The organism is Cyanobacterium sp. IPPAS B-1200, from assembly GCF_001747005.2.
Lineage (GTDB): Bacteria > Cyanobacteriota > Cyanobacteriia > Cyanobacteriales > Cyanobacteriaceae > Cyanobacterium.
In genome coordinates this window covers 1-22,840 of sequence record NZ_CP182903.1, presented here as the reverse complement: position 1 = coordinate 22,840, position 22,840 = coordinate 1, and the positions used below count along the sequence as shown (strand labels likewise).

Below are 22,840 nucleotides of genomic sequence, written 5' to 3'. Positions count from 1 at the left end.
CAGTGTCTAGTTGAGACTTAACAATGAATGATGGGATCCAAACATTGGGTAAACAGGACATGGTCTAACTTGGGATTGAGTTGAGATATGTGCAAAATTAGCTCAAACATAGGGTTGGTGTAATTACTTCTCTTTTGATGGTGTGAGTCTCAATCCTCACCCTGCTTCTTTTAGTTTGGGGTTGATTAATTTGGCTCTGGTTTCGGCTTCGTTTATGGTATTTATCTTACAATCCTAACCATTGTTTCAGACTTTGTTCAAGGATGTTGATGTCTTGGGGGGTTAAGTTGCCGATTTTTTTGATAATCAGTGACTTTTCAATGGTGAAGATACCTCGTTTTACGAAACTGGGTACGTTTAGCCCAACATTTTGCCAGTCTGTTAAGACAAACTCTCCTGCTTGTAGATTTTGGATACGACTGCTTAGGGGTACGATAAAGTAGTCTTGGGAGGGATGAGGAGCGTTAACAATAATGGCGGGACGTACTTTGCTACTAGACAAGTCGGAGAAGGGATAACGAACCAAAATAAGGTCATATTTAGAGTAGTTCATTATATATTTCTTCGTCTGGATGTCCCCATATTTGTTGTAAGGAAATTTGACTGCTAGTTAACCAAAATTCCTTTTCTTCTTCTTCGGCGGTGTTAATGCCTTCATCGTTGGCTATTTCTGTGGCTAGAACCTGTAACAGTTGAATTTTCTCGGTTCTACTAAGTTTTTTTATGGTCGGGTAAAGGTTATCTATCATCTCGACGCAACTTTTCTATTTCATTCCATAATATCACTTGCTTCTTCTTTATTTCATATTTGCCGTTGGTCAACTTCTGTTTAAGCACTTTCTTATAGTTACAAATGAAATACATAATATTTGACCTTTATTGATTTGCATTTAAACACTTTTTTGCTTATCCCCAAAGGCTTTTGGCTTCTGTTGTCCAATTATTTTGATTTGCGTTTAAGCACTTTTTTAGTGACTTTTTCAGCAGATCCTATTTATTTTGCTATGAAACATAAACTCTCTTAAGTCCAAAAGGGCAAATAAAGTGCATGAGGGGGCAAGCTGATATAGCTTTCATTGCTCACTGCCCCTCATGAGATTTGACAATGATGGGTGTGAATTTTAGACTAGACAGTGTCTATTTGAAATTTAACAATGATGGAATGGATGTAAATTTTACACTTAACAGTGTCTATTTGAAATTTGACAATGATGAGGTAAATTAGGCCGAGTTAAATTTTTCTTCCACAACTTCATTAAAGGAACTAACAATGTCAATGATGTTGTCAGCATCTTCATCGTTGAATACTCCGTCTAATCCCTCGGTATGAATATCAGTAAAGGGAGCCCCGTATAATAGAGAGGGATTCATTACTCCGTATTTGGTTAACCAGTTGATAATCTGGTCAATAAAACGGATTTGGTTGGCGGTGAGGTTGTTGCTTTCTAAATATTTACTAAAGGCTTGTTTGGCTGTATTTCGGTCTAATCCCACCAGTTTGCGAATAAAACTCTTCAGATTTTTTTGACCATATACTAACTCAAATTTATCCCTTGAGTCGATCTCCTCTGAGGTGAATAACATCCTTTCCAATTCCTTCAAATCCCCCTCGGTAAGGGGTAAATTCTTTCTTAACTTAGCGATGACTATGTGGTCTTGATTCGCTCTGATATAGGCTTCTACTTTCTTCTTGTATTGGTAAGGACTAAAGCCCGTTTGTCGTTGGGGAATATTGACTTCTTCTATTTCCCCCAACTCGTCTGCAAAATCAGTATAGATAATCCCTTCGTCCTGTTTGTCAATAAAGGTAACTAAATCTCTGAGATGGAGCCTCATTTTCTCGACTTCCTCAACCCCAATGTCTTGCCACCAGCTTTCTGATTGTACCTCTTCGATAAGCTCTAATTTTGCCTTGACGGAGGGGATGGTTTGTTTTTCTTGTAAACGCACCAGTAAGTCTCTGATTTTGTCTCTGAGGGTTTCAAAGTTATTACTATGGGTTAGGATTGCCAGTTGTACTTTGAGGCAGAGTAGGTCAAAGTTTTTTATACGGGGACTTTCGGGGGGAATGCTAGAGGGTAGGTGGATGAGGGTATTGAGGATAATTTCTTTGTCTGATGGGGTCAAATTATCCCATTTATCTCTTTGTTTAAAGGTTTCTACTTTTTGTAAGTGACGACGGACTAAAAAGTTATTTTCTTCCATGGCACTGACGTGGTTATGTAGTTCATCCAGTAGTTTGTCTCGTAAACTTTTGGCTGGTGCTGTTTTTCCTCTATCTTTCTGACTCAATTCCTGACTTTCTGTCTGAGCTAAGGAATAGGGATTGGTTTGAGCTTCTTTGAGAGAATATCCGCCCTGTGAATTTGTCTCTCTTTGAAGATTTGAAGGGTTGCTTACCTGATTTATTAGACTATTATCCCCGTTACTATCTTGGTTGGGGTTTATATTTTCAATGGTTAGTAAATATTCTTGTAGTTCTAGTTTTGCTTTTAATAAGCGACTGTTAAGCCCTATGGTAGGAGGAGGGTTATTTTCTGTTATTTCTTGACTAAAGTAAGCAAAGTTATCACAGAGGTCAAAAACAAGAAATTCTTTCTTGTCTCTATCTATGCCAAATAAGTTGGGACATAAACGAGTACCTCTGCCAATCATCTGGTTAAATTTGACTTCGGAGTAAACGGGTTTGAAAAAGACTAGGTTGACTACTTCTGGCACATCTACCCCTGTGTCTAACATATCCACAGAAATGGCTATTATTGGCTGTCTTTCGGAGTCACAGAAGTCATCGAGAATACTTTGGGCATAATTATCATGACTGTCGATAATACGGGCAAAACTGCCTTTAAAATGGGGATAGTTATGGTTAAACCTTTCTTCAATAAATAGGGCGTGTTGATGATTCCTCGCAAAGATGATGGTTTTGCCGAGGCGATCTCCCTGATGAACTTTTATACCCCAATCCATGAGGGTTTCTAAGGCTTTATCAACGGTATCCTCATTAAATAACCAACGGTTGAGGGCGGCGGCGTTAATTTCATCGGGGATTTCCCCTGTTTCCTGATCATAAAATTTTTCTTCATATTCTAGTTTTTCCTCTGGGTTAAGTTCGGCATATTTTACCCCCCGTCGCAGAAATTTAAAGGGTACTTTAATACCAGTGGGAGGCACTAAATAGCCGTCATTAATAGCGTCTTGTAATTCGTAGGCAAAGGTGGGATTACCTGCTTCTAAGTCAAAGATGCGGTAGGTATCTCGGTTAATCTCGTTTCTGGGGGTGGCGGTTAAACCGATTAGGAGGGCATCAAAGTAGGTGAAGAGGGCTTGATATTTTTTGTAAATACTGCGGTGGGCTTCGTCAATAATGATTAAGTCGAAGTAGCCTATCCCAAATAAACGATTTTCTGAGGGGGATTCTTTGCTTTGACTATTTTTGGGTTTAGGGGCTTGTTTGCTTTGACTCTTTTTTTCCTCTGGGTTTGATTCCATCAAGGGCATACTATCTCCGTTATTGTCTGAGGAGGTATAAGGATGATGATTGTCTGAGGAGGTATAAGGATGATGGGGGAGGGGTTTATCTATTGCATCCATGCAATCAATGCGATTCATCATGGTGGGGTAGGTGGAGAGGATGATATTTGCTCCGCTTACGTCTTTTTCTTTGGTCAAATCCACTGCACTGGCGTGGGGTAAGTGTTTTTGTATGGCTCGTTTGGCTTGAGTTAGTAAGGATGTACGATCTGCTAAAAATAGGACTCTTTTAATTCTGTTTGCCCTAGTTAAGACATCGATCAGGGCGATCGCTGTCCTGGTTTTCCCTGTACCTGTTGCCATGACTAGCAAGGCTTTACGGGCTTTTTCTTGGTCAAAGATTTCTGTTACCCGTTTGATGGCTTCGATTTGGTAACTTCTCCCCGCTATCTCTTGGTTAGGTAAGACTATCTCAAGGGGTTTACCATGACTCCGACGATAAATCATTCTTTGCAGTTCATCTTTTTTGAGGAAGCCTTCCACGGGGCGAGGGGGATAGTTATGGTCATCCCAAAGATAGGTTTGATAGCCGTTGCTGTAAAAGATAATGGGCCGTTGTTGGAATTTGTTTTCTAAGCAGTCGGCATAGAGTTTGGCTTGTTGTTTACCCAGGTGAGCATCTTTTTGGGTGCGTTTGGCTTCAATTACTGCTAAGGGTAAGCCGTTATCATCCCATAGCACATAATCAATGTAGCCTTTGCCTGTGGGGTTAACGCTTACGGGCATTCCTGTTACTTCATATTCGGTAAAGTCGGGTTGAGTTATATCCCAGCCCATTTCTTTGAGTAGGACATCGATTAGGTATTTACGGGTGTCGGCTTCGTTATAGTCATGGTTATCTTTGACGGCATTATTTGCCTGTTTGAGTTGAGTTATTTGGGCTTTGAGTTGGTTATATTCTTCTTCTGTCTGTTTCTGTCTTTTTTCGGCAATGGTCGCCATTTCTTGGGCTTGAGATAGTTCTTGCTCTAGTTTTTGCAGTTGCGCAGGGGTTATTGGCTCTTTTGGAAGAATATTTACCTCACCCCCAATCTCTCTTTTAGGGGAGGGGGGTAATGAAGGTGTTTGATTTGCTTTAGCTTCTTTTCCTGACGGTTGTTTCTCCCTAATCTCGTTTTGTAAGGGGGAGATATTGCTTGATGAGGGGGGGATAAACTGGAGTTGGGGGAGGTTTTTACCGTTGGGGGAGTAGTAGCGACATAGCCAATAGAGAAAGTGGAATAATTCCTGAGTGATATAGAGTCCGTCTTTTTGACTAATTTTCTGGTTACTGTGGGCGGCACGGTTGCCCATTTTCTGGATGATGCGGATTTTGGGGAAGAGGTTGGGGGAAAGGTTATCTTTAAATGTTTGTTCGTGGATTAATGCCCCTAGGTTATTATCGTAGGGTACTTTTAGGTAGGGGTCATTATCATATAGCCAGATAACGGCTTGTTCGAGGGTATAACGGGCATAGAAGCAACAGGCACGGCTATCGATAAGGGCAAGGTTTTCGACACGGGTGGCACTTTCGTAAATTTCGGGAAAGTCGCTGGTTAAAAAGTCGAAGTTTGATGTCATGGCAAGTTACAGTTATTCTAGGTTAATTATTCAGGGGATAGGGTTGAATTAAAACTTCGAGGGGAATGTTTAGGCTTTCATGTAATGAGCGAATCATCTGTTTACTTAATGCTCGTTTATGAGATAAAATTTCAGATACTTTGGATTTACTGCCGATGTAGGGTATTAGATCAGTTTGTTTGAGTTCAAGTTGTTCCATTCTAAATTTGATGGCATCAATGGGATTTGGTGGGGCAATGGGATAATGCTTTTTTTCGTAGGCTTCTACTAAGGTGGTGAGTATATCCAATTGGTCAAATTCTGGTGTATTTGGCATGGCTTCCATTAGCTGTTCAATTCTGGCGAGGGTTGCTTGATATAGTTCAATATTCATGGTTATTCTTAGGCGACAAAATCATAAACGGGGGTTTGAATAAAATGATGAGGTTGTTTTTTTTCCCTGATGATTTTTTGAATTTGCTCGGCGGTTTCTGGGGAAAAATACTGCTCTCCTGTTTCGGTGTTGACTCTGGCGGGTACGTTTTCAATGATGTAAAATTGTCCGTTAATCTCTAGGGTATAGGTGACTAAGGTATCTTTTAGGTTTTCTTGGTAGTTTGTATTCATTTTATGCCGTTAATGTTACTGGGGTTAGGTGATAAATACGGGCGAGTTGGGAGGCGGTTTTTAAGTCGTTGTTTTGCAAGGCAAGGCGTAGGTTATCGAGTTTTTCGGCTATGTATTCCCCTTGACGGATAATTTTTGTTTGGGTTTTTGTGTTATTCATAGTAAGATTTCTTGTTTACGACTGGTTAATATATCCTCTGAGGTAAGGGGTTTAATGGCGGAAATAGGCACGGTTACAACTCTTAGGGATTCTCCGAGGGCGTTAAATATTTCTAAGATACAGCCTGTTTCTCCTCCTGTGGGATGTTCTACAAAATCAACTAAGGTTGCTATATCTCCTTGTTTTAATTGATGTTGTGGAATGTCACGGGTTAGGGTTATTTCTTCATATAGTTCAATATTCATAATTTTATCCTCGATAAGGTTTTAGGGTGATAAATTGAAATTGTTGATCTATTTCTTTTCTTAACCAAATGGTAACAACGGTTAAGTTTTGATTATTGACTCCTTTTAATTCTCCAATTACTTGGTAATATGTACCGTATTGATCTGTTATATCTTCTTTGGCTTCATTATCTTTAATGATTTCCTGTATTGCTAATTTTAGTAGTTGCCAATTATCAAGGGAAAATCCAGCCTGTGCTAAATATTTCGACTTATCATTTCTCGGTTTAAAGATTAATAAATATTTTGTGATTTTTGCTTCTGGGATAATGGCATTTTCGGGAATTTTCATCTCTATAACTCCCCTTTGAATGCTCTCTGCAATAAGGAGTTAAATAAGTTTTCTGATTCTTGTAATGCTTTTGTATTTTTATATTTTATTTTTCTTAATTCAATAGCATATTGATAAAATTTATCCGCTTTTACTCTGTCTATTTTAGGAATTAATAAATCTTCGATTTCCTTACGGTTAATATTAATAAATGTACTTCCAACCCCTTTATCTTGAAAGTATTGGTATAATTGTTCTAGTGTTAAGTAAATAAATTCGCTGTAGTTTTTATTACTTCCACTCGGTCTAATCGCTGCTAACCCCCTACCAATACAATATTCTTTATTTGCCCAATTTAAACGACCTGCAGTTGCTCCTCTAACACAAAAAAGAATATCTCCCGACTCACAAATTCTAGTAGGTTTATTCGTCCATTGTTTTTCTACTGGACAATTTTCACCAAACTCAGCCGGTCCATTTAGTAAAGGAACTCCTTGACCTTGTGTATTATATGATTCACCCTTTGGTGATTGACCCATAATAATTTTGGCTATTTCACTAAGTTTTACTTTCTCTTGATTTTTTTGTAGTGGATCTCCAAACATATCGAGAAAGATGGACTTTTGTAGTTGTTCGGTAAGGGCGATCGCACTTTTGCGTTTCCTGATGATTTCGTCTGCTTTATCCAATATCTCCGCTATTCTGCGTTGAGATGCGATCTCAGGTAAAGGAATTTTTAAGTTCCTTAATACCTTTAAAGATACAAATTTTTGTGTTCCTCCTTTTGTCTCTCTTTCTAATTGCTTCTTTACAATTGAAGATTCAAGAAAGTATTTAAAAAATCTTGGGTCAACAGAACTATTTTTTAACTTAAAAAGTGCAACATTTTTTATAGAAAATTCTTTATCTACATCAACAATAACAGGATTCCCAATAGTTCCTATCATTGCGAATAAAATATCTCCTTTATCAACTTTGGAACGTTTATTAATTTCAATATAATCTTCAGCAGAAATATATGATACTTCTGAAAAATCAATTGATCCATTTTTGAGATTTTTTGATGTAATTAATGGATAACCAACATTTACATATTTTGGGGTGTCATGAGTTCCATCTCTAATATCTATAACATCTTGACATTTTACAACTTTCCATTCCATCCTGACATCTCCAAAAACAATCAATAATAATACAAAAATCTAAGCCACTTGTTGCCGTGCCTGTTGCCGAAACTCATCTAACAAGAAGAAAAACTTATCAAATCCTGCCTTTTCATCATGACAAGAAAGCATAATCAACTTAGCCCAACGGCTGACACTAAGCACTCTCAGACGTTGCTGTAACCAAGGCTGGAAACTATCATAAAATAACTCCTCCTCCTCGTCTAAATCCACATCCATTTCACTTCTAGCAAACTCATAACCCATCAAAAACATAAATAGATCACTCACAGAAGGACGACCTAAATATATACCAGGTGCTTCTTTTATCTTGTTTAAGATTTCATATAAATTAGACATAATACCATTTTCAGGACATAGCCAAAGGAGTAATTAAACTTAACTTTTTACCTAAATTACGCTTGGCTTCCATTAACTCATAATCATTTTGCAACCGTAAAAAATAACCTTCTGATAAACCAAAAAAACGACATAACCTTAAATCAGTATCCGCCGTAATGCTACGAGTACCCTTGACGATGCCATGAATACGATTAGGTGGTACATTAATAGCACGGGCTAAAGCATTTTGACTCATACCTAATTCCACTAAAAATTCCTCTTTTAGTATCACCCCTGCATGGGGATTATTAATTAAATTTTCACTCATAATTTTAATGATAATCAACGATTTCTACTTGATAAGCACTACCATTTTCCCACCTAAAACATAAACGCCATTGTTGATTAATACGAATACTATATTGTCCATTACGATCTCCAGATAAAGCCTCTAAACGATTACTAGGCGGCAATCTTAAATCATCAAAACTAATAGAAGCATTCAACTGACGTAATTTTCTTAAAGCCCTTGCCTGTATATCACGAGGCAATTTACGAGAATATTTACCTTGCCATATTTTTTCTGTTTCCTTACAAGCAAAAGACTCAATCATTAACAGTGAAAATTGGTATTTAGTACATACCTGATAATAACATGAGATCAGTTGACAGTGAAGTTTATGGCAACATATGTTCTAACTCCTGTAAATCCCTCATAATTTCATTTTCTAAAGTGGTTAAGTTACCTAAAATCACCCTAGGAGACTCATAACTAACCTCCTCATATTCCACCTCCTTATAACGATTGATAGACAAATCATAACCATTTTCCGCTATTTCCTCCCTCGGCACAAAAAAAGCCTTATCCTTGCGATTATTATCCTTACTTACATCTCGACTATGCCACTTAGTGATAATGTCAGGAATATCATTTTCCTCGACTGGTTGACGCTTATCATCCAAAGATAAACCATCCCCAGACATATCATAAAACCAAACCGCATCAGTGCCACCTACCCCCGTCTTAGTAAACATCAACACCGCCGTAGAAACCCCAGCATAGGGCTTAAAAACCCCTGAAGGCATAGAGATAATCCCATCCAACTTATGACTCTCTACTAGGGTTTTACGGAGGGTTTTATGGGCGTTTGACGAACCAAATAACACCCCATCAGGTACGATTACCGCCGCTCTTCCCCCCTTCTTCAACAACCGCAAAAACAACGCCCCAAATAATAACTCCGTCTTTTTGGTACTAATTACCTTGGTCAAATCCTTAGCGATGGTATTAGCATCCAAAGATCCCTTAAAAGGAGGATTAGCCAAGATTAAAGTAAAGGCTTCCGATACCTCCGAATGTTCTTGGGCTAAAGAATCCCTTGCCTCAATTTTCGGGTCTTCAATGCCGTGTAACATCATATTCATACTACCTATGCGCAACATGGTTGCGTCAAAGTCAAAACCGTGGAACATCTCCTCGTTAAAATGCTTACGGTTGTCGGGATTATGCAAAACATAACTTCCCTCGGTGTCCTTCTGCTGACGCAGATATTCCGCTACCGCCACCAAAAAACCCCCCGTACCACAAGCAGGGTCACAAATTACCTCATGGGAAGAAGGACTCATTAATTCCACCATCATCTTGATAATGTGGCGAGGAGTGCGAAACTGTCCATTTGTCCCTGCGGTGGTGAGCTTTGAAAGCATATACTCATACAAATCCCCCTGCAAATCGATGTATGTTTTATCCTGAGACTCATTAGCCTGTTGGGTCAGTAACTCAAGCATCTGGTCAACCTGTTCCACCACATTCGCCAATAGGGCAGGGTTAGCGATAAAAAATACCGCATCTTTCATGTGTTGGGCATAAGCACCCCCTTCCCTACCGATGGTTTTGATAAAAGGAAAAGCTGAATCCCTTACTGTCACTAACATATCTGCAGGGTTTTGATTTTTGAAGGCTGACCAACGACAATGGTTATTTTCTGGGGTAAAGGTGGGATTGTCTAAAGTACCCCCCAAGCGTTTTATCTTCTTCTCTTGGGCTAATTGTAAGTCATCTAAACGTTTGATAAAGAGTAGATAGGATATTTGCTCTATCACTGAAAGTGGGTTGCTAATACCGTTATTCCAAAACGTTGTCCACAGTTTATCAACTTTAGATTTTAACTCACCTGTAATCATTTATGGGGATACCTTTAGTTTGCTTCTCTTCCCTATTGTCCTTGATTACCAGATAATTATCAATGGGATTTTCCTTTCAAAGAGTGGGTGCAAACATAGGCTTCCCTGATGATGTTGGGTTTGAGTCTTAACTATCATAATTCATTATTTGGCGGTGCTTAATTGTGGTATGAAATATATTTAGTGATGCTCAAAACTGAGACATGAAATATTATCACCATTGCAAGAGTGCCCATTCCCTGCCTAAACGAGAAATCATATTTAAAATCAGCAACCCCCATATATCTATTTTTTCTGATAAATAGATTGATTTATCCTATGATATGGGTAAGCTAAGGGCTTGTCACCATTTGCAAAATATAGCTTTCAGAGTTTATTGGTACTGGCTTTCTCTGAGGATAAGCATCTATGCTTGTCTTTTGTATTTTGAGAGTATGCCCCTACCTCTGTCCCATCACAAATCTACCTATATGATTATGAAAAAAACAACAAAAAGACTTAATTTATCTTTAGCTTTAACCTTCTTGGCGATCGCCCTAACCTCCACCATCGTAAAAGCTCAAAATGCTAGACAGCCATTACCCATGAGAATTTCAACTTCAGAGGGTTACTACGAGCTAACTGTACCAGATACCCAAACAACTCAGTCAGCTTACGGCGGTAAATTAAGAAGATACGATATTCATATCGCTAAAATGTTTGAAATCACCCACCGTGATTGTCTTCAATTTCAAGATAGCGGTAGGGAGTGGTCCTACTATGCAGGAAATGGCAATATTTACATGGGGGATTTTTCGATTTCCTGCCGATTAGCTAACGACATTGTTAGTGCTTATGGATTAGGTACGTCTCAAAATACCCCCATTGTTTATGGACAAGGAGAATCTGGTCCTCCTATTACAAGAAATGTTGCTGTTCCTACCCTCAACCTCGTTGGTCAAAAACAAGATAGATGGATTAATTTTACCAAGAATTTTAAACCCACCTTTCGTTAACTCTCAATTCATCCCTATCCTTCTACAGGACAGAAACATAGGGTTGGGATGAATTGACTACACTTGGTTAAAGTTTAAATCTAGGGATAACTGCCCAATGCTGATATTCCCACGCTTTCTGGTGTGATAGCCCAGATGACAGCCTGTGCAAAGACACACCAAATTGTCCTCCCTATTATCCTCTGGTTGGTAGTTACGGTGATGGACAACCAAGGTTAGTTTAGCGCGGTCTGATTTGCTCAGATGAGCAGTTTTATCTCCTGGTTTAAGACACTGCATTCCACACTTCTGACATCGCCATTTTGCCTTCTGTTTGAGGGTAAAGGCAATGTCCGTCCAGTTTCTAGGGTAACGACTATTACTCATCATGAGTCTTGGTTATTGTTTTTTCCTCATAATTATCTAAAACATTATTACAAGGAATATCTAAATTATATCTTTGTCTAAATAATAACTCTCGGAGTTAGCACAAAACTACAGCTCCTTAGCTTTACCCCCATAGCCCTAAATATCTATACGGTATTAATCATAGATTTGCTTCAGTGCTAACTCAATTAACTTAGAGCAATCAGTACCCTTTTGTTTAGCAGATAATTCCAAAAATTTTTTAGCACTAGGGGTAATATGGATACCACAAGTAACCCTTACTTGCTGATTTTCAGAGTACATCCCCACACCTCTTTGCCCCTTTCTTCTGAGAAATAGAGATTGTGGCACCTCGATCCCTTCAATAATTTTTTGATGTTGACGATAAAGGGCTTCTACGCGCTCACTAATCGATATATCATTTTTGGCTTTTAACTCTTCTAACTTTTGTTTTAACCTAGGGTCAATAGACAAATTAAATCTCACCTTATTCTCGTCGTAAATTGGTGTAAACAACTTTTTTTTCATAACGATTTATTACCACCATTAGTTTGACCAATACGATCATCCCACACTAAACTTTAATCAGGAAAAATAACCTTCCTTCGATTCTCCAAAAGTTAAAACTCAGCTTATTTTTGGCTTATCCATTATCCAACTCTTATCCAACACAACAAGCACTTTATTTAATAATTATTTAGCTCCTGTGACTACTAGAGCGATTTTCCAACGTTTTTGTTTCTTTTTTTTAGCTTTATCCAACACTTAGAATAAACGAAAGCGAATAGTAAAAGCTATAATCTATACAAGGAGAGACTTTAACTCTTTGTTTTACCTCTAATTTACTTTGTATTTGTAAAGACCCCTTATCGTCGGACTGTTTTTTGCAAAAGTGAAATTGTTGGATATAATATTAATAACTTACTAGCTAATACTTATTACAAGAGCAGTTTTAGCTATTGTGACTACAACAAATAATTTTTAGAGCAATGAATCAGCCATATCCAACTTTATACGAATACTTTACTAGCCAAGAATTTCAGTCTTCCGTTAGTAAAATTAATTGCATCAATACATCTATACTAAGATTTTATTTAACTGGGCATAAGGAAAAAAAGGTTAGAGGGCAAAGATTAACCAAAAAACAAATTGAAACCCAGCTAGTAAAACTAAAAGATATTTCTGTTGACCAGTCTTTCGACATTGAATATCATCTATCTTTGGTAGAGAAGGGCTGCAAGATGTATGGCAAAGACACAAAAGCGAAAATGAAGGCAGACATTTCCTATGCCAGAGTCTTTTTTGAATTTGTAAAAAATTCCTTGCCTGTTTCTAGTCAAGGAGAAGAAGAAGCTGAATTCATATTGCCCTATCGACAAAAAATTATGGATAAGTCGATGTATAAACAAAAAAGTTGTAGTGTTAATCGTCAGATCATCCTGGAAAATAAACCTTATAAGTTTATTAATGAGTTAAAAGATAAATATCCACATTTGTCAGAACAGGAGTTAGTGGACAAATCAACTGAAAGTTTAGCTGAAATATTTGATATTTTAAATAGCTTTGCTGAGTTTAGAAAAAACAAGGAAAAGTTAAGAGATAGAACTATCAATACCAATATAGATGTAGTGAGAAGATTCTTTGGTTGGTGTAAAGAGGAAACTGAGTTAACCATTGATGAATTAGTTATTACTAAAATAATACCTGTGATTGATCCTTACATTAATAATTACCAAGATGAGGATGAATTAGATGATAACTTTGTGACTGAGTTAGCCAAGAAAGAATGGCTGTTAAAATCAAAGATTAACCGAAAAACAAAGTCGTTTATCAAATTACTTAATCGGTACTTCAACACTTATATGGCGGAAACTACAACAGGAGCAAAAGTTTTAGTTTGTAATGCTTTAATCGCTTTTACTAAGTATTTATACCACGACATAACTGATGAAGACGAAGGAGATGATTATCAAGATATTAAATTAATTAATAGACTTAAAGCCTACAGACGAAATTTAGAGAAAGATAACTGTGATGAGGACGATGGTATCGTACCGCCGTTTAGCAGAGAGGAAACTATACAGGTAGCGATGAGACTGAAAAAGTTAGCTGACCAAGATTATGAATATAACAGTGGTTATAAATATAATCGAGGGAATAAACTAACTAAGTTTTCTAAAGCTCTCCACTTACAAAGTTTTTTGCTGATTGGTTTAATGGTATTTATGCCTACAGACCGCAGTAGAACTTACCGAGAACTAACTTTTGGCAAAACTTTGGTCTATGGTCTTTATAACTACGAAACGGCTAATTTTACTCCTTATGATCAATTACAAAAAGAAGAAGTAACAAAATCAAAATACTACATCCATCTTTTACCCCAACAATACAAAACGGGTAAAACTTATGGTGAGTTTTGGTATGAGATTGAAAATATTGATTTTGGAGATGGTACTTTCTTTTACGACTACCTCAACAAATGGTTATTTGAAGGTTATCGTGATGTTTTAGCAACAGCAGGTAAAACTGATGCGGTATTTATCAGGTCTAGGTCTGGAATCAGTTTTCGGGATAGTAACCGCTCCAAATTTGGGAGTTATGTCAGATCCATATTTTTTCGTCTCACTAATTACAATCTTTCTCCCCACAGCCTAAGAAGTATATTTGTTACTTACATTAACAATCTTGGTCTTAGCGATAAAGAAAGAGAGTCTATCGCTTACATCATGCACCATAGTAAGGAAATGGCTGACAAAGTTTATAACAAACAAACATCGAGGGAAAAAATGACTATCGGTGTCACTTTTATGAAGCAAGAAAACAGTCTTTTTCAAGCTCAATAAATAAAAATTCTGCATTATTTAGTCCTATGATTAACATCTGCAATGCAGAACGCCCACCACAACCCATAACTCCTAATCCTCACTCTTTTCTTCTGTTGGTGTTTCAGCCGTTGGATTTGACAATGATTTGGCGTGAATATAGAGTTAGTGGTGACAAGTAACTAAACTACCCTATACTTTGAGCGTAGGGGCTTCCCATAGCACATTTTCCGTGATAATTACTCAACTAAGTTATTATTGAGGTAATAACTTAGTTCATATCTATTGATTATGCCTAGTTCTTTACCAAAATATTCTGGTTTGATTACTGAGCATCAGTTATCAATGCTCAATGAGTTTATTAGTCTTCATGATGGAGTATCCAAAGCGAGGGTTTTAGGAAGGTTGTTAGAGGCTTGGCACGATGCTGGCAAACCGATTTTGGAAAATCGGGATGGTACTTTACGAGATCTGGCCTTACAGTTTGAGCAGTTGGATTTAGATGCTTTAGTGAAGCAAAAGGTGAGCCATTATTTAGATACTCATTTAGATTCTTTAGTTAATAACTTAGTGGAGAATAAGTTAAGACCTTTATCACATTTAGATAGTAAAGAGGATCTAATAGATAGTAACTTGGTTAACAATAAGTTATTAACTAATGGTAAGGAAGATAATATTACAACTGATGACGATGTTGGGGAGCAAGGGGCGTTAAAAGTCATTCCTGATATTTCTATGGATGAAGATCAGGGGGAAGTTATTTCTTCATTGGTGCAGGAGGATTCCCTGGAAGCAAAACAGGAATCTGAAACGGTTAACAATAATAGTGCTAACTCAATTAATACCTTTACTGATAAGGCTAATGGCCAAGATAATGGTTTAGCTCAGACCCAAACTAACAAGGGTAATAACAAAGATACTAACCTGACCAATAACTTAAGTAATGAAAATACTGCCTCTAGGGATAAAGATGATACCCAAGATATTGACGTAGTTAATACCTTTGCTGACAAGGATAATACCCAAGGTGTTGACGTAGTTAATACCCTTACTGATGACCAAGATACTAGCTTAATTAAGACTCTTAGCAACAAAGATGATAACGAAAGTAATAACTTAGTTAATACCTTTCGGCATAAACACATTGAAGCAAATCAGAATTTAATTAATAGTGAAGTTATTAACCAAACTGATGTTAGTCATATTCCCGCTGACTTTTTAGCTTTACCGAAGGGTAAGGTACAAACTAAGATACTGGCTCAAGCTCTTGGCTTAAGTTCCCCTGCAAGGGTAACCGATTTGGCTAGTGGCAAGAGAAAAGCACCTTTCCCTGAGTTTTGGGATTATATGAAGGTAGAAACAACCATCAAAACTACTAAGAATGGTAAGCACACCAATTTTTATGAGTGGTTTAAAGTGCGCTGATGCGGCGGAAACATCGGGTTAGTGTCATGAGGATGCAAGTGAACTACTATATACCAAATCAAAGGTTATGGTGTTGGCTTTCTACCCAAAGAAATGCTTTTAAATCTTCGTAGATTATTGAGTCTTACTTTCTGGCGATAGGCTTTATCCCTCGTTCCGAAGGTCCTAAATAAAAAATCCTTGACAAGCATTGAATGGTAATAAATGATTTCAAGGAATAAAGTATCCGTCAAACCTGAGTTGGGAATAAACTCAAAGCATAATTTGTTCTCGTCCAACAACTTTAAAATTCATGTTCTTATAGGGGTTATAATTGCATTTTAGACAAAAAAACTGTGAACAAAAAAACAAGACTAGGGCAAATTGTAGCTCTTCTAAGTAGTAGTGCTTTATTAGCCTTTTCAATTTCCCCTAATGAGGCAATCTCCCAGACTACAAGTAGCTTTGAAATTTCTCAGAGAACAGGCCCAAATCGTGGTTGGGTTCGATGTAGTGTGACAGGTTTACAAAGAGGACAATTAGCCGTTCGGAATGAACCTGCAGGGCCTGCCATCGTTGGCTTAGACAACGGTAATACGGTTCTAGGTTTTATGGGTTCTGGTACGTTTATCGTTAAGAATAATGTTGTTTGGAACATGGTTAAAGTGATTCAGGGACCAAACAGCCGTGTGAACAATCGTGAAGGTTGGGTTAATTCAGACTATTTAGATTGTGACCTTCAATCTCTTTAGTTTGTAACTATCTATATTGGGGTTGTTGTGAAATAAGGACTGAAATTTTCAGTCCTTATTTAAGGCGTTTGAGTAGCATTTGTACAAGAAACCCCGATAAGAACTGTACCAATTAAACCCTCTAAAAATTATCACCCTCAAACGCTTGAAATCTCGTAGTAGATTTCTGTACCAAATAGACCTTTGTTAACAATACCGTTTTGAAACATTATGGGATTAATAATTTAAAATAATTCTGAAATTGTTGTCTCAGAAAGATTTCAGCCTAGATTGCCCCTAGTAACAGCTTTGCTAGTTTTTCCCCTAGCTTACGTTTTGGTCATTTGACCTAGACTTTGGCTAGAACGGGTCGCACTGCACTATTTTACACGTATCTCGGCTCAACCCCGTTTACGCTTGCGAAGAGAGATAACACCAAAAGCACCTAAGCCTAAGATCCCAATCAGAGAAGTGGGTTCAGGGACGGCTTGTGTCTCGTTGAAGGTGAAGTTATCCATGGCAAAGTGTGTGTCTGAAACGGACAAATTTGGATTTTGAACTCCACCAAAGGAGGAAAATCTTAATCGATCAACACCAAGAAAATTAAAGTCAAACCAAGTAGGACTTGTGGTGTTTACAACAACTGTCTGTGAATATAGATTAGTTCCGCTATTAAAACCTTCCACTAACACAGAAAGACCATCGTTCCAAGCTGCTGTTAGGAAAGCACCATTAAAGTCAAATAGACTACCAGTTATCTCAGCCGGATTAGCAAACGAATTGAACGCTACGTAATCTCCTGAAACTATCCCTTTCTCATAGCCATTTCCAGGCTGGCTAGTGCCTTTGAGTACCCAAAAGTTGCTCCAGTTTAAACCACCATAGCCGTTAGGAATTTCAGCCGATGAGCCTTGAGTAACGTCGTCAAATGTCAAAACAACTGCTTGTGCAGTTCCTGCTACTGATAGAGCAATTACAGCCGTTCCAACTGTAGCCATTGATAATTTTGCTAGTGAATTTACTGTAGCCATCTTGCTTAGTCCCCTTTTAAATTGGATTATGTGTAATTAACATTTTATTGTAGAGGGCTTCCCTAGCTTTACACCGAAAAGGTAAGGATTTTTGCCCCCTACCTTCTCTTTTTTGATAATCTTACAAGATCGTTTTTCTGAATTTTGAACTCTTTACCTTTAAGAATTTGGAAAATGAATCGATTTTTTTCTACCTGAAAAGAGAAAATTTAGGTACAATTGTGAACAGGTCGCCAAACCGTAACACACTCGTACCTCTTTTCCCCAAATCAATGATAATAATTATCACATCATCAGTACATTCAAGCTATAGCATCTTCAGAAAGGGCAATAAGCATATATACCCAGACACGGATGTCCATAACTATTCACATGATAACAACATAAATGTAAAGTTGCAACCTATTATAGAGGGCGATTTTACTACGTTTGAGAGTAATACACTTAAACTATTTACCTCTATAAAGTCTTTACATAAGAGGGTTTACAAGATTTATAACCCAAATAACAAATACCCTATTATAGAGTGTCATTACTGTGTGCAGAAATGTATAGAGGATGACTTAAGAAGGGCAATAAAAGCCCTAAATGGTCGAAGTTACAAGTTAAGTAAACCTTGCAACAGATGCTCAGGGCTTAAGGGCTTCATAGAGTTTAAAGACAAAGATTCAAGGAGTCGATGTAGTCGATATAGGCGGCTTCTGCCCCCTTATGAATTGAAAGCAATGGTGGGGGGTGAAAAGTAATGAAAACTTTACAAGTAAGGAAACAGGAAACCCTAGAATATCTCAGTACCGCTGGCATAAGTGAATTTTGGTTTAAAAGAGGTACTTATGAATTCTTCAAAGGAATAGTCGTTGATGGTGACATCGAGTTCAGGGCTACCGAGAAGAATAAATACTCCATCAAAAAATTTGGGCTTGATAGTCAAGAAGGCGGCCAGACGAGGTCATGGTCAAATAAACCTATTAAGAATGGGTTTGAATTTATTGACAACTTGACAAGAAAAAATAAAGGCGGTGGATTTTTTGGATGTGGAGATCCTTCATCTCCATTCCCCCTAAAACCCTATCAAAAGTTATCCACCCAAGTAATTACAGAGATAGATGACTTACCAAGGGATGAGCAATTAAAACTATACCAGAGCTTCTCAGAGGTAACAGGTCTAACTCCTTACCTCATCTCAAGTGGTGGTAAGTCCATACACCTTCATATACTCCTAAATGAACCAACATCCATGGAGAAGGTCATTTATTTACGGCGGTTGTTATGCCTTGCCTTGGATGGAGATCCCATGGTAACTAGACCACATCAACCCTTTAGATTTCCATGGTCTTATCGCAAGGAAAAGGGTAATTATCAAGAGATTTTGCAAAAAGGTAAAGCCTATTCTTATGATGAAGTTTTGAAGGGCTTAAAGACCTATTTTGACTATGTAGAATTAACTTTTCCTAGTGATATTACCGATAGTTGGTGGTCTTGTCTTGAGAGGATTTTAAATAGTGACAAGGTTAATGGAGCAAGGAAAGCTAATCCCATAACCAAAGAGGAAAAATTAGATAATCTCAAGAAAGCTCTTGATGAGGGATTGACTAAAATCTATATTCCTTTGGATGATTCTGAGGGCGATCGCACTCAAGCCAAGAGTAATAAAATCCATGAGACTAAACAGGAGAGGAAGGAGCGGAAAATAAGAACCAGAGAAGAAAGAAAAAATAGGGATGAGAGAAGCAAGGAAGCCGTCAAAATTGAAAGAGAAAAGATTGATTATCTTTTAACCATTATCCCACCGAGGATAACAGGAAGTGGTACCTATGAGCTATATCGAATATTATTTAAGGGGATCGCCAATATCCTTGGTAATAGTGAAGCCATAGCCTTGGCTTATAGGCATTCCCCTAATGGGGGTGACTGGCAACAATATATCGAATCATCCTCTGGTAATTTTGGATGGAATACCATCATAAAAACTGCATCAGAATGGGGTTTTAATCCTGATACCGATCAGGTATGGAAGGCATTCAACCTCAAAAGTAAAATCTTAGAGGAGCAAGGAAAGCCACCGTTATTTGATGCACCATGGTTAAAAGATAGCCTTAATTATTTGGTTAATATTTTGTACCCATGGCAAAATCAAGAGCTAGGATTAGAAACCATAATACCCATAGATTCTGAGGAGCTAGGATTAAAACCCATAACACCCATAAACTCTGAGGATCTAGGATTAAAACCCATAATACCCATAGATTCTGAGGAGCTAGGGTTAAAACCCATAACACCCATAGACTCTGAGGAGCTAGGATTAAAACCCATAATACCTATGGACTCTGAAGATCCAGAAAAAGATATTAGGCTTAATGTCTTTGGTATAGTTAAGAATTATTTAGGCTTTACCGAGGCGGTTAAATTAGCAAAAATTCATTGTCCAGATGTACCAGAATGGGATGGTAAATTAGCAGAATATTGGTCAGGGGAGCAACAAATCGGCTCTTTAATCTTCCATGCCAAAAAGATTAAGGGATGGGTACCAGAAGACGATAAACGATGGTTAGAGCTTCAGAAAGATGTCTTTAAACATGAGACTCTTAAGCGTAATAAGAAATACTCAATATTTAGCCCTGACCATCTCATTGACAATCGCTTTATATCCGATGCCATTGTGGATGACATTATTAAAAATGACATTGATTTTAATAATTTAATCTATGCTATCAAGTCGCCCAAAGGTACAGGAAAGAGTTACTTCTTAAGCAATATCTTGAGGGAATGGATCCAAAATCAACCCATAGTAGTTGTCTGTAATAGGGTTGAATTACTTGGCAGTCTATCCAAAGAGTTAGGACTGACAAGTGTTGAGGCGATGTTGGATAACGGTGGTTTCCTTGAGACTGCAATTAATAATGGTCAATCCTTAGCTGTCTGTATTGATTCATTATGGCGATTGTCAAACCATGATTTAAGCAATTATTTCATTATTTGTGATGAAGCTGAGTCAACCACCGACTCATTACTCAACAGTAAAACCTATATTAAAAAAGTTCGGCCATTGGTATGGTCAACCCTTTCAAAGATAGCCACCAACTCAAAAGGAATAATCTTATTGGATGCTGATTTAACTGATACAGCGGTGAACTACTGGAAAGATATATCAGGTTTTGCTACCCGTAAGATTTTAAACACTTACAATCCATTCCATAGAAAGCTATACCCCTATACTGGCAAAGGCAGTGAGGAGGCGTTTAGTTATCAGTTAAGACAAGATTTGTCAGTTGGTAAAAATATCTTCTTAATAGCTGATTCTTGTACCGCAGCTCATGCTTTTTATGAATTCTATAAGGATAAATATAAAACGGTTTGCTACTCTGCCCCTAACCTCGGTAATAATCCTGATTTAAGGCGGTTCATCAAGAATAAGGGTCAAGCTATCAAAGATGAAAATATACAGCTATTCATTGCTACCCCAGCCATCCAAAGCGGTATATCCATTGAGTTAGATGATTATTTTGATAGTGTTTATGGCTATTTTGTGGGGGTCTCAACTCCTGATATAGCTCGACAAATGTTAGGGCGCGATAGATCTAACTGCGACCGCCATGTTCTCTATCGTAAGGTAGGCATAGGTTACAGTGCTGATTATGACCCTGAAAAGATCTTAAAAAATGATACTGCTTTGACCAATGAGTTATTGGAATCGGTTAGTTATGTTGCTACTGTTCAAAATTTAACCAATGACCAAGCAACTGAACTGGTAAAACAATATATTACTAACGACTCTGAGCTTAAGACTATTAATCAGCGCTATCAGTCCATCTACAAAGCCCGTACTAACATCCAAAAACGATATTACGGTGAATTGCTTATGGAGGGGTTAGAAGCTGAGGGATATGAGCTATGTACTCCTCAATGGGGCAATGATGATTGCTACAAGGCCATAAAGGAAAAAAAAGAGGAGTTGATTTTACTTGAGGCTCAAAGGTTTTTTGATGCTCCCTTAATCGGTGAGATGAAAGCCCAAGAGCTAAAACACAAAATGTCTCGCAATGACAAGGAACGCGCGATGTTAAACAAGTTTTATTTTAACCAGCGGTGTCCTAACCTTTTAGATAAATTAACTATTGAGGTCATTGTGGATGAGATATTTAAGAATGGTCAAGAGACTATCCAAGGCATTGAAAACTATTATTTTGCCAATAACCCAGAGGTAGCCCATAATCTATCGGTTAATAAAATATCTGCGAGGGTAGCCCAAAGCCATAAAAGCGGTATTTTTCAACTAGAGGGCAATCAACCAGCGATGGTGGCTCGACTATGGGATTTGATTGGCGGTGATAGTTTCCTTGAAATGGCTAAATTTGATAATGATACTGCTAGGAGTATTGTCATGGGATGGGGCAATGTTACTCGATGCTTACTCCGTAATTTTGGGGTGAGATGGTCTAAAAGTTCTAAATTTGTCCCAGTCATTAGAAAAGTAGCTTTGCTCTTTGGACACACAATAGAGGCCTTACCCCGTGAACATGGTCAGTCGAGACAATATTTCATTACGGAAAACCATAAGACATTGGCACCCGTAGAGTTAGACCAAACTAAGGAAGGGATAACCTGGGATACGGTCTTATGGTCAATTACTGATAGGTATTCTGAAAAGATTGAACTTAAGAAAGATTATTTTGATGACATGATAAACGACCAGAAAAGTAAAAATGAACCAAGGAAAAACGAGGGCAGTATTATTAATGGTTCTATAAGAGATTTAACATCTACTGGAACGCCTTATAATAAAGATGAAGTATGTGTTTCAGCCGTGTCAGTAGCTAGTTACTCTTTTGAGACAAATTCTCCTTCGGAGCAAGATTATTTAGAAGTAGGAAATAATCTAAATAATCAATCAATTAATAATAGTAATAATGAGGTAATTAATCAAAATCTTAGGGATTGTTCAGAGAATAAAGATAGAGGCGATGGTATAGAAAATAATGATGGGGGCGATCTTACCCAGAATCAGGATAAAAGCAATTGTTTAGAGAGTTATCATAAGGGCGATCGCACCCAGAATCAGGATAACGGCAATTGTTTAGAGAATTATCAGAGGGGAGATCGCCCTCAGGATGAGATTACAGATAATAAAGCCGTTCCTAGCCCCGTTAAGCTCTCTGAGGCGATGGTTAAGGGTAATGAGTCGTTTAATCACAATCAACTAAAAATAGGGGCAACGATAAACTATGAAACCGAATATATTTTGGGTGGTGGTCACAGAATTAAAAGCTGTGGTTTCGGGATAATAAAAGACATCTTCACTTTGTGGGGTGATAGATGGCTTAAGCTCTCGAATGGAGTTGAAGTTCGAGCTAGGACAGTTACACGAATCTTCTCTTAACCTTTATTCTAGC

Annotated in this window: 22 protein-coding genes; 6 read left to right on the top strand and 16 right to left on the bottom strand. The window is 37.7% G+C overall.

Annotated features, from left to right (window positions below):
• Positions 1–226 precede the first annotated feature (226 nt).
• From A5482_RS14955 to A5482_RS14895, 13 genes are all read right to left on the bottom strand, one after another.
• Positions 227–556, bottom strand: a complete 330-nt coding sequence (locus A5482_RS14955; RefSeq protein WP_069791044.1) for a type II toxin-antitoxin system PemK/MazF family toxin — start codon at positions 554–556, stop codon at positions 227–229.
• Positions 540–749, bottom strand: coding sequence for a hypothetical protein (locus A5482_RS14950; RefSeq protein ID WP_069791045.1), 210 nt, complete (start codon positions 747–749; stop codon positions 540–542). Before A5482_RS14950 ends, A5482_RS14955 begins: the two co-directional genes overlap by 17 nt.
• A gap of 472 nt (positions 750–1,221) precedes the next feature.
• Positions 1,222–5,091 (bottom strand): DEAD/DEAH box helicase family protein, encoded by a 3,870-nt coding sequence (locus tag A5482_RS14945; protein ID WP_083260439.1) that lies wholly within the window; start codon positions 5,089–5,091, stop codon positions 1,222–1,224.
• 22 nt (positions 5,092–5,113) lie between these two features.
• Entirely contained in the window at positions 5,114–5,464 is a 351-nt protein-coding gene (locus tag A5482_RS14940) for a helix-turn-helix domain-containing protein (RefSeq protein WP_069791046.1), read from the bottom strand.
• An 8-nt stretch (positions 5,465–5,472) separates the two neighbouring features.
• Entirely contained in the window at positions 5,473–5,697 is a 225-nt protein-coding gene (locus A5482_RS14935) for a YgiT-type zinc finger protein (RefSeq protein WP_069791047.1), read from the bottom strand.
• Between the two features lies 1 nt (position 5,698).
• Positions 5,699–5,857, bottom strand: a complete 159-nt coding sequence (locus A5482_RS14930; RefSeq protein ID WP_201150072.1) for a hypothetical protein — start codon at positions 5,855–5,857, stop codon at positions 5,699–5,701.
• On the bottom strand, positions 5,854–6,102 hold the full coding sequence (locus A5482_RS14925) for a DUF4926 domain-containing protein (protein ID WP_069791048.1): 249 nt from the start codon (positions 6,100–6,102) through the stop codon (positions 5,854–5,856). Before A5482_RS14925 ends, A5482_RS14930 begins: the two co-directional genes overlap by 4 nt.
• A 4-nt stretch (positions 6,103–6,106) precedes the next feature.
• Entirely contained in the window at positions 6,107–6,433 is a 327-nt protein-coding gene (locus A5482_RS14920; RefSeq protein WP_069791049.1) for a DUF6883 domain-containing protein, read from the bottom strand.
• A gap of 2 nt (positions 6,434–6,435) precedes the next feature.
• The gene (locus A5482_RS14915) at positions 6,436–7,575 is read right to left on the bottom strand and encodes a restriction endonuclease subunit S (RefSeq protein ID WP_069791050.1); all 1,140 of its coding nucleotides are present in this window, start codon (positions 7,573–7,575) and stop codon (positions 6,436–6,438) included.
• 39 nt (positions 7,576–7,614) lie between these two features.
• Positions 7,615–7,935, bottom strand: a complete 321-nt coding sequence (locus A5482_RS14910; RefSeq protein WP_069791051.1) for a hypothetical protein — start codon at positions 7,933–7,935, stop codon at positions 7,615–7,617.
• 10 nt (positions 7,936–7,945) lie between these two features.
• The gene (locus A5482_RS14905; protein ID WP_069791062.1) at positions 7,946–8,245 is read right to left on the bottom strand and encodes a HigA family addiction module antitoxin; all 300 of its coding nucleotides are present in this window, start codon (positions 8,243–8,245) and stop codon (positions 7,946–7,948) included.
• Positions 8,246–8,249: 4 nt separating this feature from the next.
• The gene (locus A5482_RS14900) at positions 8,250–8,531 is read right to left on the bottom strand and encodes a type II toxin-antitoxin system RelE/ParE family toxin (RefSeq protein WP_069791052.1); all 282 of its coding nucleotides are present in this window, start codon (positions 8,529–8,531) and stop codon (positions 8,250–8,252) included.
• Between the two features lie 64 nt (positions 8,532–8,595).
• Positions 8,596–10,101, bottom strand: a complete 1,506-nt coding sequence (locus tag A5482_RS14895) for a type I restriction-modification system subunit M (protein WP_069791053.1) — start codon at positions 10,099–10,101, stop codon at positions 8,596–8,598.
• Positions 10,102–10,577: 476 nt separating this feature from the next.
• Here A5482_RS14895 and A5482_RS14890 point away from each other — a divergent pair, with 476 nt between their 5' ends.
• Positions 10,578–11,096, top strand: a complete 519-nt coding sequence (locus tag A5482_RS14890; RefSeq protein WP_242411972.1) for a hypothetical protein — start codon at positions 10,578–10,580, stop codon at positions 11,094–11,096.
• A gap of 57 nt (positions 11,097–11,153) precedes the next feature.
• Here A5482_RS14890 and A5482_RS14885 read toward each other — a convergent pair whose 3' ends face one another.
• The gene (locus A5482_RS14885) at positions 11,154–11,465 is read right to left on the bottom strand and encodes an HNH endonuclease (RefSeq protein ID WP_069791054.1); all 312 of its coding nucleotides are present in this window, start codon (positions 11,463–11,465) and stop codon (positions 11,154–11,156) included.
• Positions 11,466–11,618: 153 nt separating this feature from the next.
• On the bottom strand, positions 11,619–11,990 hold the full coding sequence (locus tag A5482_RS14880) for a hypothetical protein (protein ID WP_069791055.1): 372 nt from the start codon (positions 11,988–11,990) through the stop codon (positions 11,619–11,621).
• Positions 11,991–12,451: 461 nt separating this feature from the next.
• On the opposite strand from A5482_RS14880, the gene A5482_RS14875 reads away from it, so the two are divergent.
• The 4 genes from A5482_RS14875 to A5482_RS14860 all read left to right on the top strand — a co-directional run bounded on the left by A5482_RS14875 (position 12,452) and on the right by A5482_RS14860 (position 16,440).
• A complete protein-coding gene (locus A5482_RS14875; RefSeq protein ID WP_069791056.1) occupies positions 12,452–14,305 on the top strand; it encodes a hypothetical protein in 1,854 nt (617 codons plus the stop codon).
• Between the two features lie 26 nt (positions 14,306–14,331).
• Positions 14,332–14,466 carry a hypothetical protein gene (locus A5482_RS14870; RefSeq protein WP_255365547.1) on the top strand — a complete coding sequence of 45 codons (135 nt, stop codon included), beginning with the start codon at positions 14,332–14,334 and terminating at the stop codon, positions 14,464–14,466.
• Between the two features lie 109 nt (positions 14,467–14,575).
• Complete coding sequence (locus A5482_RS14865; RefSeq protein ID WP_069791057.1) at positions 14,576–15,709, top strand: hypothetical protein; 1,134 nt, start codon at positions 14,576–14,578, stop codon at positions 15,707–15,709.
• Between the two features lie 335 nt (positions 15,710–16,044).
• Positions 16,045–16,440, top strand: a complete 396-nt coding sequence (locus A5482_RS14860; protein WP_069791058.1) for a hypothetical protein — start codon at positions 16,045–16,047, stop codon at positions 16,438–16,440.
• 380 nt (positions 16,441–16,820) lie between these two features.
• Here A5482_RS14860 and A5482_RS14855 read toward each other — a convergent pair whose 3' ends face one another.
• Positions 16,821–17,450, bottom strand: coding sequence for a PEP-CTERM sorting domain-containing protein (locus A5482_RS14855; RefSeq protein ID WP_069791059.1), 630 nt, complete (start codon positions 17,448–17,450; stop codon positions 16,821–16,823).
• A gap of 745 nt (positions 17,451–18,195) precedes the next feature.
• Between A5482_RS14855 and A5482_RS14850 the strand changes: the two genes are divergently transcribed.
• Positions 18,196–22,827, top strand: coding sequence for a plasmid replication protein, CyRepA1 family (locus A5482_RS14850; RefSeq protein ID WP_069791060.1), 4,632 nt, complete (start codon positions 18,196–18,198; stop codon positions 22,825–22,827).
• Positions 22,828–22,840 lie beyond the last annotated feature (13 nt).

Bases quoted from the DNA above. Each gene is read 5' to 3' on its own strand.
- A5482_RS14950 (WP_069791045.1), bottom strand. From the start codon at position 749: ATGATAGATAACCTTTACCCGACCATAAAAAAACTTAGTAGAACCGAG.
- A5482_RS14945 (WP_083260439.1), bottom strand. From the start codon at position 5,091: ATGACATCAAACTTCGACTTTTTAACCAGCGACTTTCCCGAAATTTAC.
- A5482_RS14940 (WP_069791046.1), bottom strand. From the start codon at position 5,464: ATGAATATTGAACTATATCAAGCAACCCTCGCCAGAATTGAACAGCTA.
- A5482_RS14935 (WP_069791047.1), bottom strand. From the start codon at position 5,697: ATGAATACAAACTACCAAGAAAACCTAAAAGATACCTTAGTCACCTAT.
- A5482_RS14930 (WP_201150072.1), bottom strand. From the start codon at position 5,857: ATGAATAACACAAAAACCCAAACAAAAATTATCCGTCAAGGGGAATAC.
- A5482_RS14925 (WP_069791048.1), bottom strand. From the start codon at position 6,102: ATGAATATTGAACTATATGAAGAAATAACCCTAACCCGTGACATTCCA.
- A5482_RS14920 (WP_069791049.1), bottom strand. From the start codon at position 6,433: ATGAAAATTCCCGAAAATGCCATTATCCCAGAAGCAAAAATCACAAAA.
- A5482_RS14915 (WP_069791050.1), bottom strand. From the start codon at position 7,575: ATGGAATGGAAAGTTGTAAAATGTCAAGATGTTATAGATATTAGAGAT.
- A5482_RS14910 (WP_069791051.1), bottom strand. From the start codon at position 7,935: ATGTCTAATTTATATGAAATCTTAAACAAGATAAAAGAAGCACCTGGT.
- A5482_RS14905 (WP_069791062.1), bottom strand. From the start codon at position 8,245: ATGAGTGAAAATTTAATTAATAATCCCCATGCAGGGGTGATACTAAAA.
- A5482_RS14900 (WP_069791052.1), bottom strand. From the start codon at position 8,531: ATGATTGAGTCTTTTGCTTGTAAGGAAACAGAAAAAATATGGCAAGGT.
- A5482_RS14895 (WP_069791053.1), bottom strand. From the start codon at position 10,101: ATGATTACAGGTGAGTTAAAATCTAAAGTTGATAAACTGTGGACAACG.
- A5482_RS14890 (WP_242411972.1), top strand. From the start codon at position 10,578: ATGAAAAAAACAACAAAAAGACTTAATTTATCTTTAGCTTTAACCTTC.
- A5482_RS14885 (WP_069791054.1), bottom strand. From the start codon at position 11,465: ATGATGAGTAATAGTCGTTACCCTAGAAACTGGACGGACATTGCCTTT.
- A5482_RS14880 (WP_069791055.1), bottom strand. From the start codon at position 11,990: ATGAAAAAAAAGTTGTTTACACCAATTTACGACGAGAATAAGGTGAGA.
- A5482_RS14875 (WP_069791056.1), top strand. From the start codon at position 12,452: ATGAATCAGCCATATCCAACTTTATACGAATACTTTACTAGCCAAGAA.
- A5482_RS14870 (WP_255365547.1), top strand. From the start codon at position 14,332: ATGATTAACATCTGCAATGCAGAACGCCCACCACAACCCATAACTCCT.
- A5482_RS14865 (WP_069791057.1), top strand. From the start codon at position 14,576: ATGCCTAGTTCTTTACCAAAATATTCTGGTTTGATTACTGAGCATCAG.
- A5482_RS14855 (WP_069791059.1), bottom strand. From the start codon at position 17,450: ATGGCTACAGTAAATTCACTAGCAAAATTATCAATGGCTACAGTTGGA.
- A5482_RS14850 (WP_069791060.1), top strand. From the start codon at position 18,196: ATGAAAACTTTACAAGTAAGGAAACAGGAAACCCTAGAATATCTCAGT.